The 14,368-nt window shown below is 68.9% G+C and carries 13 protein-coding genes; 8 read left to right on the top strand and 5 right to left on the bottom strand.

The genetic code is table 11. The annotated features are described in order from the left end of the window. Positions 1-7 precede the first annotated feature (7 nt). From ACWGCN_RS27880 to ACWGCN_RS27870, 3 genes are read right to left on the bottom strand one after another with little or no spacing between them, the layout of a single operon-like run. Complete coding sequence (locus ACWGCN_RS27880) at positions 8-1,294, bottom strand: HAMP domain-containing sensor histidine kinase (protein WP_452458105.1); 1,287 nt, start codon at positions 1,292-1,294, stop codon at positions 8-10. After that, positions 1,291-1,983, bottom strand: coding sequence for a response regulator transcription factor (locus ACWGCN_RS27875; RefSeq protein WP_449969063.1), 693 nt, complete (start codon positions 1,981-1,983; stop codon positions 1,291-1,293). Before ACWGCN_RS27875 ends, ACWGCN_RS27880 begins: the two co-directional genes overlap by 4 nt. 35 nt (positions 1,984-2,018) lie before the next feature. Beyond that, complete coding sequence (locus tag ACWGCN_RS27870) at positions 2,019-2,387, bottom strand: hypothetical protein (RefSeq protein ID WP_387447720.1); 369 nt, start codon at positions 2,385-2,387, stop codon at positions 2,019-2,021. A 285-nt stretch (positions 2,388-2,672) separates the two neighbouring features. Between ACWGCN_RS27870 and ACWGCN_RS27865 the strand changes: the two genes are divergently transcribed. Together ACWGCN_RS27865 and ACWGCN_RS27860 are read left to right on the top strand one after the other, a co-directional pair. After that, entirely contained in the window at positions 2,673-4,754 is a 2,082-nt protein-coding gene (locus tag ACWGCN_RS27865; protein WP_452458106.1) for a hypothetical protein, read from the top strand. A 44-nt stretch (positions 4,755-4,798) separates the two neighbouring features. Next, a complete protein-coding gene (locus ACWGCN_RS27860) occupies positions 4,799-6,601 on the top strand; it encodes a P-loop NTPase family protein (protein ID WP_378993804.1) in 1,803 nt (600 codons plus the stop codon). A gap of 64 nt (positions 6,602-6,665) precedes the next feature. Here ACWGCN_RS27860 and ACWGCN_RS27855 read toward each other — a convergent pair whose 3' ends face one another. Next, a complete protein-coding gene (locus tag ACWGCN_RS27855) occupies positions 6,666-8,633 on the bottom strand; it encodes a glycoside hydrolase family 15 protein (RefSeq protein WP_387447722.1) in 1,968 nt (655 codons plus the stop codon). A gap of 140 nt (positions 8,634-8,773) precedes the next feature. Between ACWGCN_RS27855 and ACWGCN_RS27850 the strand changes: the two genes are divergently transcribed. Next, entirely contained in the window at positions 8,774-9,010 is a 237-nt protein-coding gene (locus tag ACWGCN_RS27850; RefSeq protein ID WP_378657211.1) for a hypothetical protein, read from the top strand. Positions 9,011-9,121: 111 nt separating this feature from the next. Here ACWGCN_RS27850 and ACWGCN_RS27845 read toward each other — a convergent pair whose 3' ends face one another. Beyond that, positions 9,122-10,171, bottom strand: coding sequence for a M48 family metallopeptidase (locus ACWGCN_RS27845; protein ID WP_379315189.1), 1,050 nt, complete (start codon positions 10,169-10,171; stop codon positions 9,122-9,124). Positions 10,172-10,245: 74 nt separating this feature from the next. On the opposite strand from ACWGCN_RS27845, the gene ACWGCN_RS27840 reads away from it, so the two are divergent. From ACWGCN_RS27840 to ACWGCN_RS27820, 5 genes are all read left to right on the top strand, one after another. After that, positions 10,246-10,335, top strand: coding sequence for an Ms4533A family Cys-rich leader peptide (locus ACWGCN_RS27840; RefSeq protein WP_019045829.1), 90 nt, complete (start codon positions 10,246-10,248; stop codon positions 10,333-10,335). A gap of 210 nt (positions 10,336-10,545) precedes the next feature. Beyond that, the gene (locus ACWGCN_RS27835) at positions 10,546-11,598 is read left to right on the top strand and encodes a sulfate ABC transporter substrate-binding protein (RefSeq protein ID WP_452458107.1); all 1,053 of its coding nucleotides are present in this window, start codon (positions 10,546-10,548) and stop codon (positions 11,596-11,598) included. A gap of 92 nt (positions 11,599-11,690) precedes the next feature. Continuing rightward, positions 11,691-12,542: a sulfate ABC transporter permease subunit CysT gene (gene cysT / locus ACWGCN_RS27830; protein WP_378637744.1), complete on the top strand. Its 852-nt coding sequence runs from the start codon at positions 11,691-11,693 to the stop codon at positions 12,540-12,542. Continuing rightward, a complete protein-coding gene (gene cysW, locus ACWGCN_RS27825; protein ID WP_378993813.1) occupies positions 12,539-13,345 on the top strand; it encodes a sulfate ABC transporter permease subunit CysW in 807 nt (268 codons plus the stop codon). The genes cysT and cysW overlap by 4 nt, the downstream gene beginning before the upstream one ends. After that, positions 13,342-14,337, top strand: coding sequence for a sulfate/molybdate ABC transporter ATP-binding protein (locus ACWGCN_RS27820; RefSeq protein WP_378993816.1), 996 nt, complete (start codon positions 13,342-13,344; stop codon positions 14,335-14,337). Before cysW ends, ACWGCN_RS27820 begins: the two co-directional genes overlap by 4 nt. Positions 14,338-14,368 lie beyond the last annotated feature (31 nt).

Genomic DNA, 14,368 nt, shown 5'->3' with positions numbered 1-14,368 from the left:
CGACCGCTCAGGCGCCGGTGCTCACCGGCGCCTGAGCTATTTCCACCCGCAGGCGCACGCCGCCGAGCGGGCTGTGGGCGAGTTCGGCGGTACCGGAATGCAACTCGGCCTGCTGGCGGACCAGTGCGAGGCCGAGACCCGAGCCGGGAGAGCCGGGGCGTTTGGCGAAGCGGTCGAAAGCGTTGGGGGACAGGTGTTCCGGTATGCCCGTGCCGTTGTCGTCGATGGTGATCTCGGCGCCGTTGCCGGTGGACCGTGCGGCGACGGCGACCTCGGTGGCCCGGCCGTGCAGGACCGCGTTGGCGACCGCGTTGGTCACGATCAGCATGATCCCGCCGGGCAGTCCGTGTACTGGGACCGGATCGCAGGCGGTGAGCGAGATGTCGACGCCGGGATTCGCGCGGCGAGCGTTCTGCACCGCGCGGTCGAGGGTCTCGCACAGTTCGAACGGTTCGAACGCACCGTGATCGGTGAGATCGCCGACGGCGAGGCGTTCCAGATCGGTGAGGGTGCGCTCGATCTGACCCTCGGCGGCCAGCACATCGGCGAGGACGGCGCCGCGCTGGTCGGCGGGCAGTTCGGTGCCGGACAGCACCTGCAGGTCGGTGCGCATGGCGGTGAGCGGAGTGCGGAGCTCGTGGGCGCAGACGGCAGCGAAGTCGCGGGCACTGGCCAGTGCCCGGCGGGTCTCGCCGTGTGCGGTCTCGAGGCGTGCCAGCATCCGGTTGATCGCGTCGGAGAGTTCCTCGGCCTCCTTGGCGCCGCGCCCCGACAGTGGTGGCAACTCGTCGAGTGTGTCGATCTCGTGGGTGGCGGTGGCGAGTCTGCGCAGCGGGCGTGCGGCGAATCCGGCCAGCACCCAACCCAATACGGCGGCGACGATCACCCCGGCCACCCCGATGCCGAGGCCGATCAGCTGGCTGCGGGTGATGGCGGCGTCGACGAGTTCGCGATCGGGATCGAGCCGCACCAGCAACCCCGGGGCGCCCTGGACCTGGGCGAGCGCCTCATCGGGTGGGGTGCCGGGGACCACGATGGTGCGCTCACGCGCTATCCCGGTGGTGGGCAACGGAACCGGGGCCGAGGGAGCCTGAAGTTCGGGTGGTTCCCCGGGCACGCCGTCGTAGCGCTGCGCGATCTGTACCCGCATGCTCGACACGGTCTGATCGAGCTGGCTCGTCCCCGTCACCTTCAGCAGCGCGGCATAGGTCAGCCCGAGCGTGACCGCGACCAGCGCGGCCACCGCCGCCGACACCAACGCGACCCGGACCCGCAACGACCACGAGGCCCTCACGGCTGATCCCGCAGCACGAACCCGACCCCGCGCACGGTGTGCACCACCCGCGCGACACCCTCGGCCTCCAGTTTGCGCCGCAGATACGAGACGAACACATCGACCACATTGGTGTCGGTGCTGAAGTCGTACCCCCAGACGGTCGACAGGATCTGTTCGCGCCCGAGCACGATCCCGGCATTGCGCGCCAGCATCGCGAGCAGCTCGAACTCCCGTTTGGTGAGGTCGACCAGGGCCGGCCCCGCGTGCACCCGATGCCCGGTCAGATCGATCATCACCTCGCCGACCTGGATCGTGTCGGCCGGCGAGGCGGCGGTGACCGGTCTGCGTCGCAACAGCGCGCGCAGCCGCGCGACCAGCTCGCCCAGATCGAACGGCTTGGTCAGATAGTCGTCGGCACCACGCTCGAGCGCGGCGATCCGGTCGGTGACCGCGCTGCGCGCGCTGAGTACACAGATGGGGATGTCGTTGCCCATCGCGCGCAGGGCGGTGACCACCCCCACGCCGTCGAGCTCGGGCATGTTCACGTCGAGCACCATGGCGTCGGGTGCGGCGGTTCCCACCAGGGAGAGTGCGCGGGCGCCGTCGGGCGCGGTGATCACCTCGAAGCCCGAGAGCTCCAGGCCGCGCCGCAGCGACGCGAGCACGCGGACCTCGTCGTCGACGACCAAGATCTGCTGTCCCGTCATGCACTCACCCTAGTGTTTTCCGCTGTTTACGCTGGTCAGAACGGTCGCGCAGGGACGATGGCGCGCTCGCCATCGGGGTGGATCCGCTGACATTCCACGGGACCGTCCATCGACGGTGCGGGGGTGCCCGGGGCCGCGCGCTCGATGTGGATCCGGCCGGGTTCCTGGCCGGGCACACCGGGAACGACGCGTTCGAAACGGACTCCGGGCTCGGCGGGCAGCGGGGGGAGACCGGGGGCGTCCCCGCCGCCCGGCGCGGTGCAGATGATCGTGGTTGCCCGGCCGTCGTCGGGGCGCTCGCCCGGATCGGCGGATGCGACGCCCGCCGCAGTGGCGGTGATCACGGCGGCACCGCCGAGTAGTGCGGCGGCCTTGACGCGGTGACGGGTGGAGAGTGCGGTCATGATCGGGCTCCTGACTGTGCGTTTCACCGACCTTCTCGGTGGACCGCACCGACGCTAGGGTTCCGATCTTCGCGCTCCGTTGAGCATTCGTTAGAGTTCTCTTGGGATCGTGCGCGCCCCTGATTCCCCGGGCTCGCCGAAAGATGTTGCTCGCCATAAGGTGAGCGGGGTACCAACCGGCCTGCACGAAATGACAGGCCGATGTCCGGGAAATAGTGTTGGATGGGCCTCACTTCGCCGCTGTTTGTGGTGGGGAACCACAGCGATGCGAGTGTTGGAGCTTTGATGACGCGTGATCTGCCTTTCGATGACGGTGCCGCGCGCGCAGAGGGGTCGGAGGGGTCGGACACGGCCTACCGGATCGCCAACGGCGTAGCCCGGGTGGCCAGGGCCGGCGCCTATGTCACCGGTGGCGCGTTGGTCGCGGCCAACGGGACCACGCGCGAGCCGGGCACCAGCAATGCCGACAGCAGGTACGCGGGCTGGTCGCAGCAGACCGTTTCCACCGATCCGAGCCCGGACGCACCGAGTCCGATCGTGACCTTCCCCGACCTGGCCGTCGAGCCCCCGCCTGCCCCGGTGATTCCGCACACGGCATTCGCCGCGCCGCCCAAGCCCGACGTGTCGATGGTCGCGGCGACGGACGAATCCCCCCGGCGCCCAGAGGTTCCCGGCTCCGACGGTGATCGTGAATTCCGGATCCCCGGCGGCGACGAGCCGTCCAGCGGTATCGGCATACCGGGCTACGGGCACACGCCCGCCGGACCGGGGTACCACGACACCCCGAACCCGCTGCCCGGCACCACCCCGGACCCCGGCTTCGATCTGCCCGGTTTCGAAGGTCTTCCGGGCCACGGCAACCTTCCCGGTTTCGAGCTACCCGGCACCGGCCACGGTCTGCCCGGTTTCGACGGTCTGCCCGGCGGCGGTATCGGCATTCCGGGCTATGACGGTCTGCCCGGCAACGGGTTCGGACTCCCCGGCTACGACAGCGTCGGGTTGCCCGGTGGCGGTTCGGCCGGTGCCAACGCGCCCGGCGGCATGTTCGACGGGATCGGCAACCTCGACGGCGCATTCGACGGTATCGGTGGCATGTTCGACGGTGTCGGCGCGATGGTGACCACCGACTGGCAGGTCGACGTCCACGTCGGGCTCGACGGCGTGTGGGCCACGTCGCAGATGAAGGTCGACGTGCAGGTCGGCCAGGTCGGCGATCAGCTCGACGACTACGGCCAGTGGCTCGGTGACGGACTGAAGGTCCCCGGCGACACGGCAGGCACCACGCCGGCCGGATCCGGCCTCGGCACTTCCGCGTCCGGCGGAACCGGTCTGGGCAACTCGTCGTCGGGCGCTCCCGGCCTGCCCGGTTCGTCCTCGTCGGGCATCGGCCTGCCCGGCACGACGGCACCCGCTGCGCCCGCCCCGGCGCTCGCGGCACCCGCGCCGGCCATCGCGGCTCCCGCACCCGCCCCGGCGACACCGTTCGCCGCGGCTCCCGCGCACGCGCCGGCCCCGATCGCTCCCGCGCCCGTGCCTGTCGCCCCCGCAGCGCCCGCGCCGGTGGCGGTCAACCCCGTGGTCAGCACGCCGTTGCAGACCACCATCCAGCCCGACGCGGCCTCCACCCCGATCGCGAATGTGTTCGGTCACCAAGCCGTGTCGCCGCTGACCGCGCCCGCGGCCTCGGTGCCCGCGCTGTTCACCCCACCCACCCCGACGAAACCCGTTGTGCTGCCCCCCGAAGTCTCCGGTGGCGGCCACACCCCGACGACCGTGCCGGTGACGGTTCCCTCCAAGGTCCCGACGGTCGACCTCGACACCCCGACGACGGTGAAGGTGCCCACGGTCACGGCGCCGACCGCGCCCGACGTCACCAAGGTGCCGATCACCGTGCCGCCGACCGGCCACACCGGCTCGACCGTTCCGACCATGCCGACCACTCCCGACGACGACCTCACCACCAAGCCGGGGACCAGCACCGGCGGCGTGACGACTCCCTCGACCGGTGGGAGTACGCCGACCGTCGATGTGCCCAGCCAGACCACCCCGCACACCAGTGCGACGGTGCCCACCCAGCAGCCGACGGCGCCGACCAAGCAGCCGACCATCGATCCGCCGACCAAGCAGCCCACCGTCGACATCGACCCGCCGACGGTGGTCACCCCGCCGCCGGTCACCGTGCAGCCGACCGTCGCGCCGGTAAAACCCCCGGTCATCGAGACCAAGCCGATCGCCGCCGAGTTCGACCAGCACGACAGCGGTTACCATGGCGTCTCGGCCGGATTGTTCGATACGGGCTTGGGTGGCGGTGATTTGCACGCAGCCGCGTTTCCCATCGAGCACCACGGGTATGACTTCGTGGTCTGACACGACGATTTCGGCCGTGTCGATGCGACGAGAGTGAGGAACAGGTGTCTGCCGCAGCCGGACTGCAGACCGCGACGGTGAAGCATCCGGATGTGATGGCTCCCGTTGTCGCGCTGGTCGACGAACTGCGGGAACTGGTCCGCTCGGGCGGCCGCAACGACCTCGATGCCCGGCTGGGCATGGTGCGGGCCAGGCTCAGCGATCCGCGGGTCCGGATCGTCGTCGTCGGCGAACCGCAGGCGGGGATGAGCACGCTGGTCAACAGCATGGTCGGGTCGCCGGTCAGTGCCACCGAGGGCAAGCCGAGCGTTCCGGTGATCGTCGAATACGGCCAGGCGCCGAAGGCGACGCTGGTGAAGTCGGCGCCGGGTGGCCGGGTCGAACGGGTGCCCGTCGATCCGCTGAATCCGCTTCCCGCCCTGACCTCGCTCGGTGTGTTGCGCGCCGAGTTCGCCGAGCCGAGTGGGCTGCTGGCCGACGGGCTCGTCGTGATGGACGCGCCCGGCTCGACCGCGCACGAGGCGGCCGCCTGGTCGATGATCGCCGCCGCCGATGTCGTGCTCTACGCCGCCGACTCCGCCGCCGAGCTCACCGAGGCGCAGCTGGACTATCTGCGCCGGGTCGAGCAGGTGTGCCCGTCGGTGGTCTGCGTACTCACCAAGATCGACCGCAACCCGCACTGGTCGCTCACCCAGCGACGCAATCGCGCGCTGCTCGACGGTGCCGGGCTGAACTTCGCGGTGGCTCCCGTCTCGGGTCTGCTGCACCGAGAGGCCGCCGAGCGCGGCGACCAGCAGCGTGATGCCGAGTCGGGCGTGCCCCAGCTCATCGATCACCTGCGGGAATATGTTGTCGCCCAGGCTGATTCGGTGGCCGTGGCGGCCGCGGTGCGCGATATCGCGCTGATCACCGATCAGCTCACCGTCACCCTGCGGGCCGAGTCGGACACACTGCGCGACCCGCGCAGGCGCGCCGAGATCACCCAGCGCCTCGCCGCCGCGCGCACCACCGCCGATCAGCTGCGACAGCGCACCGCCACCTGGCAGGTCACCCTCGTCGACGGCAGCTCCGAGCTCAGCGCCGACATCGAACACGACCTGCGGCACCGGTTGCGCACGCTGGTCCGCGAGGCGGAGGCCGAGATCACCCGCACCGACCCTGCCCGCAAGTGGTCCGATTTCGCCTCCGAACTGGACGCGCGGATCTGTGAGGCGGTCGAGGAGAACTTCGTGATGGCGCACTACCGTGCCGTCGAGCTCACCGAGCAGGTGGCCTCGAAGTTCCCGCCCGACAACCGAACCCCGCCGCTGCCCGAACTGCGGCTGACCAACCCCGGCGAGGTTCTCGAGCCGGTGCAGCCGCTGGAACCCCTCGAAAGTGCCAAAGCCGGAGTGGGACAGCAGCTGCTCACCGCGCTGCGTGGCTCCTACGGCGGCATCCTGATGGTCGGTCTGGCCACCAGCCTGCTCGGGATGTCGCTGGTGAACTGGTATTCCGCCGGCGCGGGTGTGCTGCTCGGTGTGAACGCGCTGTGGGACGACCGCAAGAACCGCAAGCATCGCAGGCAGGCAGAGGCCAAAGTGGCCGTCGCCCGGCTGGCCGACGACGTGATCTTCCAGGTGGGCAAGGAATCGCGCAACCGCCTTCGCTCCCTGCAACGTGTGCTGCGCGACCACTACACCGAGATCGCCGCCGAAGTGGGCCGTACCGCCGACGAGGCCCTGCGCGCCGCCGAGGAGACAGGCCTGCGCTACGGCGACCATCGGGAACTGCGTATCACCGAGATCGACGCGGGCCTGCGCACGGTGGCGGGGCTACGCGCCCGCGCCGAACGCCTCGCCTACTGAGCGGGCGCCCGGTGGGGCGAAACACTGTGTCCGGCACCGGGCGAAGGCGCCGGCCGCCCCGGTCTCATGATCGGTGCGAAGGTGAGTGCGCGGGCTGGAACTGACCCGCGTTGCGCTGGTCCTCGGCCCGGATCACGTGGGTCACGGCGTTGATCAGCGCCAAGTGGGTGAAGGCCTGCGGGAAGTTGCCCAGGTGCCGCCCGGTGCGTGAGTCGATCTCCTCGGCGTAGAGGCGCAGCGGGCTGGCCAGTCCGAGCAGCCGCTCACACAGATTGGTGGCCCGTTCGAGTTCGCCGATCTCGACCAGCGCCGAGACCAGCCAGAACGAACAGATCGTGAAGGTGCCCTCCTCGCCTTCCAGGCCGTCGTCGGTGGTCTCGGTGCGGTAGCGCAGCACCAGTCCGTTGACGGTGAGGCGGTCGGCGACGGCGAGCACCGTCGCGCGGATGCGCGGATCGTCGGGCGGCAGGAATCGGGTCAGCACCACCAGCAGCAGCGAGGCGTCGAGCGTGTTGCCACCATAGGTCTGGGTGAAGATGCCCTCCGGGCTGACACCGAATTCGAGGACGTCGTCGCGGATCTCCTCGGCGATCTCGAACCACTCGGCCGCGCGCTCGTGCTGGCCGTGCAACTCCGCCAGCCGGGCGCCGCGATCCAGTGCCACCCAGCACATCACCTTCGACGAGGTGAAGTCCTGCGGTTCGCCGCGGACCTCCCAGATCCCGCGATCGGGTTTGCGCCAGTTCGCGATCGCCGCGTGCACGGTGCGTTCGAGCAGCGGCCACAGCGATTCCGGCACCTGCCCGCGCGATTTCACATGCAGGTACACCGCGTCGAGCATGGTGCCCCAGATGTCGTGCTGGTCCTGGTCGTAGGCGGCGTTGCCGACGCGGACCGGGCGCGCGCCGTCGTAGCCGGACAGATTCGGCAGCTCGTATTCGGTGATCTGCCGTTCGCCGCCGATTCCGTAGAGCACCTGCAGGGGGACCGCGTCCCCGTTCTCGCCGGTGGTGACATCGTCGAGGAAGGCGAAGAAGTCGTTGGCCTCGCGGTCGAGTCCGAGGGTGTACAGGCCCCACAGCGCGAAACTCGCGTCGCGCACCCAGGTGTAGCGGTAGTCCCAGTTACGTTCTCCGCCAGGGGTTTCCGGAAGCGAGGTGGTGGCGGCGGCGAGGAGTGCACCCGTCGGCGCGTAGGTGAGCCCCTTGAGCGTGAGTGCGCTGCGCTGCAGGTAGCTGCGCCACGGATGGTCGGGGAAATCACCCTGGGTGATCCAGCGCCGCCAGCACTCGGTGGTCGCCCACATCTTCTGCGCGGCCTCGTCGTAGGTGGCGGGCGCGGGTAGCTCCGACCAGGTGAGCGCGACGAACACCTGGTCGCCCTCGGCCATCCTGGTGCGGGCGCGTGCCTCCCTACCCTCCAGGCCGAGGCGCAGATCGGTGGTGAGAATCAGCGACGGCCCACTGTCGGGATCGCTCGACGCCCGCGCGGTCGCCTGCTCGTAGACCTTGCCGGTGTACTCCCATTTGGCTCCGCGCTGGTGATAGTCGAACGAGGGCTGGCAGCTCATTTCGAGTTCGACGGTGCCGCTCACACACTTGACCGTGCGCAGCAGGATGTGTTCGGCGTCCCAGTCCATCGGGGTGCGCCGGTGGGTCTTGGACCGGGCGTTGTTGTTGTGCCACGGGCCGAGTACCAGGGTGTCGCGCACGATCAGCCAGCCGGTTTCGGTCTGCCAGGTGGTTTCCAGGATCATCCCGCCCGGCAGGTAGCGCCGCGCCGCGGGCACGTTCGTTCCGTAGGGGCCGATCCGGAAATGCCCGGCGCTACGGTCGAGGATCGCGCCGAAAATGCTGGGGGAGTCCGGGCGTGGCACGCACATCCACTCCACCGAACCGCTGCTGGCGATCAGGCAGCTGGTTTCACAGTCGGACAGGAAGGCATAGTCGTCGATCGGGGGAAACGCGCCGCGACGGCCGCTGGAGGACACCGGACTCAGAATCGGCAGGCTGTCAGCGCTGGAAGACTCCATACCCCATCATCACGGCGGTGTGGGCGCGCGTCCACCGCTGGGGGCGGCGATCTCGGCGTATCGGCCGGTCGCGGCCGGGAATTCGCCCGCGGCCATGCGGACGGCGAGGGCGTTCACGGCGACCGACTAGGCTGGACGGCGTGCAACGCATCGCAGGTTGGTGGGACGGGTTCGAACTCTGGGTAGCCGGGCTGCCCTTCATTCCGCAGTTTCTCGTGGTGCTGGTCGGCATGGTCCCGATCAGCTTCGCCATCGCCTTCCTGCTCGACCGAAGCCTGCGTATGGCCTTCCGCCTGCTGCGCCGCGACGATCGCACCGAACCACCGATGCCGGTCACCCTCGCCGAACGCCCGACCGTCGGCAGCGGTGCCCGCTGATGCCACGTTCTCGCGTCCAGCTCGCGCTCATCGCCCTACTGGTCCTGGTCGTCATCGCGTGGTTCTTCACGCGCTAGTCGGCGCGAGCACCAGCCCGCGCCGACACTGCGGCTAGTTCTTGCGCCAGTCGTCGAAACGTTTGCCCAGGTCGGATACCGTGCGGCCGACTTCCTGACCCACCGTGTTCACCGCCGAGCCCACGTCGCGGCCGAGGTCGCGCACCGTGCGGACCAGCAGGTCCTCGGACTGGTCGAACGACTCGCGGTAGTGCCGGGTCGCCTCCTTGACCTCCTCGCTGATCCGCGCGTTCTTGTCCTGCTCGCGACGCGGATAGCTGCCGCCGAGCACCCGCTCGTACTCGCCGGACTGGATCCAGCGGCGCAGCTCGGCCGCGCGCAGCACCGAGAACGGATGCGACTGCAGTTCCAGGTTGAGCAGCTTGAGCACGCCGTCGCGCAGGTCGCCCGAGCGCAGGTAGTCATCGGCCTGGTCGAGGAACGCGCCGTGGTTCATCTCGTGCAGCCACGCACCGCCCGCGGTCTTCATGTGCACGCGTACCGAAGCCTCCACGTCCTGGCAGCACAGCAGCCCCGCCCGGTCGCCGGACAGCTCCGACTTGCGGCTCCACTCCATCAGCGCTGCCACGATCGCGCGCAACGCCCAGCCGCCCACCGGCATCCAGCCGACCGAGGCCGACAGCCGCATCAGGTGCATGAGCATCGTGCGATACACCGCGTGCCCGGACAGTGCGTGGCCGAGTTCGTGGCCGACCACGAACCGCAGTTCTTCGGTGTCCATCAGTTCGAGCAGGCCGGTGGTGAGCACGATGAACGGCTTGTCCATCCCGATGGTGAACGCGTTCACCGAGGGGTCCTGGAGCACGAACATCTCCGGTGTGGATTGCGCGTCGAGCACGCCGACGCAGTCCGCGCGCAACTGGTGCAGGGTGCGGAACTGCCGATCGTCGACCCGCACGGCGGTCGCCAGGTACATCAACCGGTGCTGGCGCTCCCGCAACAATCCCGACAGCGCCCGCAGCACGGTGTCGAAGCCGCTCAGCGAGCGCAGCGCCACGAGTGCGGTGCGGTCGGCCGGGTGTTCCCAAGTGCGCGTGCTGATCTCCGGAAAACGCGTGCGAACCCGGTCTGGAGCCATGGTCATAGGATGAAATCCCCCCTGGTTAGAGAACTCTCGTCGATTGCGATCATCATGGCGCAATCTGCTACAGTCTGCCTGTGTCGTCGAGTGTCGCCCCGCAGATCCGCCATGAGTTGGCGTTGATCGCTGTCGGCAACCTCGCGGTCGCAGACATTCTCTGTCGATGATCGGCCACCGGACCCGGCTGCGCGTTCTTGCCCAGTAGACTGGCGCGCGCTTTCCTTTCGCAGTCGTAGTCCGTCACTCCGGGGGCCGTTGGGCCCGAGTCGCGCCAACTGTCGTATATCCACGTACGACAGGTCTACCGATCGACACGATCTTCCCTGCCGCCACGAAAATCGTTGCGCCGCAGGTCCTTTCCCGAAAGGTACACCCCGATGTCTCGCAACACCTGGATCGGCTCGCGCCGTCGCGCCGCCGCCATCGCTCTCACTGCTGTCGCCGCGGTCGCCCTGACCGCCTGCGGCGGTGGCGCCAGCGACTCGACCGACGGCGGCGCTACCGTGGCCGACGGCAGCGGGGGCACCCTCAACCTCTACGCCTACGCGGTCCCGAAGCCGGGCTTCGACAAGGTCGTGCCCGAGTTCAACAAGACCGACGCGGGCAAGGGTGTGCAGGTCCAGGCCTCGTACGGCGCCTCGGGCGACCAGTCGCGCAAGGTCAAGGACGGCGCAGAGGCCGACGTCGTGAACTTCTCCGTCGAACCCGACATCACCCGCCTGGTCGACGCCGGTCTGGTCGAGTCCACCTGGAACGCCGACGCCACCAAGGGCATCCCCTTCGGTTCGGTCGTCACCCTGGTGGTCCGCAAGGGCAACCCCAAGGGCATCAAGGACTGGGACGACCTGCTGAAGCCGGGTGTCGAGGTCGTCACCCCGAACCCGTTCAGCTCGGGCTCGGCCAAGTGGAACCTGCTCGCGCCCTACGCCGCCAAGAGCGACGGCGGCAAGAACCAGCAGGCCGGTCTGGACTACCTGTCGCAGCTGGTCTCGCCCGAGCACGTGAAGGTGCAGCCCAAGTCGGGCCGTGAAGCCACCGAGACCTTCCTGCAGGGCACCGGCGACGTGCTGTTGAGCTACGAGAACGAGGCCATCTTCTCCGAGCGCAACGGCGACCCGATCGAGCACATCAACCCGCCCACCACCTTCAAGATCGAGAACCCGGTCGCGGTGCTGAAGAACTCGAAGAACCTGGCCAAGGCCACCGCGTTCCGCGACTTCCTGTTCACCGCCGAGGGCCAGAAGGCATGGGCGAAGGCCGGCTTCCGTCCGGTCGACCCGAAGGTCGCGTCCGAGTTCGCCAAGGACTTCCCGACCCCGGCCAAGCTGTGGACCATCGATGACCTCGGTGGCTGGAAGGCCGTCGACAAGGATCTGTTCGCGCAGGGCACCGGCAAGGTCGCCGTCATCTACGACAAGGCCACCAAGTAGGCCGTGACCCGGCTCACACGCGATACTGGACAACTGTGACTGACAGCAGTGGGCCCGCCGGGACCGGGGATACCTCCGATCCCGGCGGCGCCGTGAAACTGGACAAAAAGCCGCCGACCTCGCGCGGACCTCGCTGGGCCTGGCTGCGCGTCACCGGGTCGGTGGGCCCGTTCGGCATCGGTGTCGCCGTGCTGTGGCTCAGCCTCATCGTGCTGCTGCCGCTGGCGGCGCTCACCGTCAGCTCCTTCGAAGACGGCTGGTCCGGCTTCTGGGACGCGGTCACCGCGCCCTCGGCGCTCGACTCGCTGAAGGTGACGATCGGCGTCTCGGTGATCGTCGCCGTGATCAATGTCGTGATGGGCACGCTGATCGCCTGGGTGCTGGTTCGTGACGAGTTCCCGGGCAAGGGCATCGTCAACGCGCTGATCGACCTTCCGTTCGCGCTGCCCACGATCGTCGCCTCGATCGTGTTGCTCTCGCTCTACGGCCCGAACAGCCCGGTCGACATCCACCTCAACGCCACCCAGCCCGGTCTGGTGGTGGCGCTGGCCTTCGTCACGCTGCCGTTCGTGGTGCGCTCGGTGCAGCCGGTGCTGATCGAGGTCGACAAGGAAGTGGAGCAGGCGTCGCTGTCACTCGGCGCGAGCAACTGGATCACCTTCCGGCGCATCGTGCTACCCACCCTGGCGCCGGCGATCATCTCCGGCGGCGGCCTCGCCTTCGCCAGGGCGATCGGTGAGTACGGGTCGGTGGTGCTGATCGGCGGCAATATCCCGCGCGAGACGCAGATGACCTCGCAGTACATCCAGCAGCAGATCGAGGTCGACCGGCCGGTCAACGCGGCCGCGGTGTCGGTGGCGCTGCTGGTGATCTCGTTCGTCAGCCTGCTCGTGCTGCGGATCCTGGCCGAACGCACCTCGCGCAAAGAAGAGGCGGCCCGATGAAACTGTCCGCGTTCACCAGGATCTCGCTGCGCACGGTCGCGCTGGGCTACCTGCTGATCCTGCTGGTGCTGCCGTTGGTGATCATTTTGCTGCGCACGTTCGAGCGGGGGATCGGCGCGTTCATCGAGTCGATCACCACGCCCGCGGCCATCTCGGCGTTCCAGCTGTCGATGATCATCGTGGTCATCGTGGTGCCGCTGAACGTGGTGTTCGGTGTGGTCACGGCGCTGGCGCTGGTCCGGAGCAAGTTCCCGGGCCGCAGTCTGATGCAGGGCATCGTCGACCTGCCGTTCGCGGTGTCGCCGGTGGTCGTCGGTGTGTCACTGATCCTGCTGTGGGGCGCGGGCGGCTGGTTCGGCGGGCTGGAATCACTCGGATTCAAGGTGATCTTCAGCCTGCCCGGCATGGTGATCGCGACCATCTTCGTCACGCTGCCGTTCGTGGTGCGTGAGGTGGAGCCGGTGCTGCACGAGATCGGTGACGATCAGGAGCAGGCCGCGGCCACCCTCGGCGCCTCGCGCTGGCAGACGTTCTGGCGCATCACCCTGCCCGCCATCCGCTGGGGCCTGACCTACGGCGTCGTGCTCACCGTGGCCCGCGCGCTGGGCGAATTCGGCGCGGTGATCATGGTCTCCACGGCGCTTCCCGGCAAGTCCCAGACACTCACCCTGCTGGTGCACGGGCGCTATATCAACGACCACAACACCTTCGGCGCCTACAGCGCGGCCACCCTGCTCATGGGTATGGCGCTGATCGTCCTTCTCCTGATGACTCTCCTCGAACGCAAGCGGGGCACCGAATGATCACCGTGACCAACGCGCGCAAGAACTACGGTTCCTTCGCCGCCCTCGACGATGTCAGCATCGATATCCCCGCAGGCCAGCTCACCGCCCTGCTCGGCCCGTCGGGCTCGGGCAAGTCGACGCTGCTGCGCTCGATCGCCGGCCTCGAGTCCCTCGACTCGGGCGTGGTGGTGATCGCGGGCAACGACGTCACCCACGTGGCGCCGCAGAAGCGCGATATCGGCTTCGTGTTCCAGCACTACGCCGCGTTCAAGCACATGACCGTGCGCGACAACGTCGCCTTCGGCCTGACCATCCGCAAGCGGCCGAAGAAGGAGATCGACAAGCGCGTCGACGAGCTGCTCGGCATCGTCGGACTCGACGGTTTCCAGCACCGCTATCCCGCGCAGCTCTCCGGCGGTCAGCGTCAGCGCATGGCACTGGCCCGCGCACTGGCCGTCGACCCGCAGGTGCTGCTCCTGGACGAGCCGTTCGGCGCGCTCGACGCGAAGGTGCGCACCGATCTGCGGCAGTGGCTGCGCAGGCTGCACGACGAGGTCCACGTGACCACCGTCCTGGTCACCCACGACCAGGAGGAGGCCCTCGATGTGGCCGACCGGATCGCGGTGATGAACAAGGGCCGCATCGAGCAGGTCGGTTCGCCCGAGGAGGTCTACGACCGGCCCGCCAACGAGTTCGTGATGTCGTTCCTCGGCGCGGTCGCCCGGCTCAACGGCCACCTGGTCCGCCCGCACGACATCCGCGTCGGGCGCGATCCGAGCATGGCGATGGCCGAACACGAGGGCACCGCCGAATCGGCGGGCGTCACCAGGGCCACGGTGGAGCGGATCGTGCGCCTCGGTTTCGAGGTGCGCCTGGAACTGCGCAATGCCGCGACCGGTGACCAGTTCGCCGCCCAGGTCACCCGCGGTGATGCCGCGGCGCTGCACCTGACCGAGGGCGAGACGGTGTACGCCCGTGCCACCCGGATCCCGGACCTTCCCCTGGCCTGATCCTCCAGCAACGACCGGGGCCCCGCGACAC

The organism is Nocardia sp. NPDC055050 (genome assembly GCF_053608345.1).
The sequence above is the reverse complement of the archived record's forward strand: the minus strand, read 5'-3'. Positions and strand labels throughout refer to the sequence as shown.

Excerpts from the sequence above, each read along its gene's own strand:
- cysW (WP_378993813.1), top strand. The coding sequence starts at position 12,539 with ATGAAACTGTCCGCGTTCACCAGGATCTCGCTGCGCACGGTCGCGCTG.
- ACWGCN_RS27820 (WP_378993816.1), top strand. The coding sequence starts at position 13,342 with ATGATCACCGTGACCAACGCGCGCAAGAACTACGGTTCCTTCGCCGCC.
- ACWGCN_RS27875 (WP_449969063.1), bottom strand. The coding sequence starts at position 1,983 with ATGACGGGACAGCAGATCTTGGTCGTCGACGACGAGGTCCGCGTGCTC.
- ACWGCN_RS27870 (WP_387447720.1), bottom strand. The coding sequence starts at position 2,387 with ATGACCGCACTCTCCACCCGTCACCGCGTCAAGGCCGCCGCACTACTC.
- ACWGCN_RS27835 (WP_452458107.1), top strand. The coding sequence starts at position 10,546 with ATGTCTCGCAACACCTGGATCGGCTCGCGCCGTCGCGCCGCCGCCATC.
- ACWGCN_RS27865 (WP_452458106.1), top strand. The coding sequence starts at position 2,673 with ATGACGCGTGATCTGCCTTTCGATGACGGTGCCGCGCGCGCAGAGGGG.
- ACWGCN_RS27855 (WP_387447722.1), bottom strand. The coding sequence starts at position 8,633 with ATGGAGTCTTCCAGCGCTGACAGCCTGCCGATTCTGAGTCCGGTGTCC.
- ACWGCN_RS27845 (WP_379315189.1), bottom strand. The coding sequence starts at position 10,171 with ATGACCATGGCTCCAGACCGGGTTCGCACGCGTTTTCCGGAGATCAGC.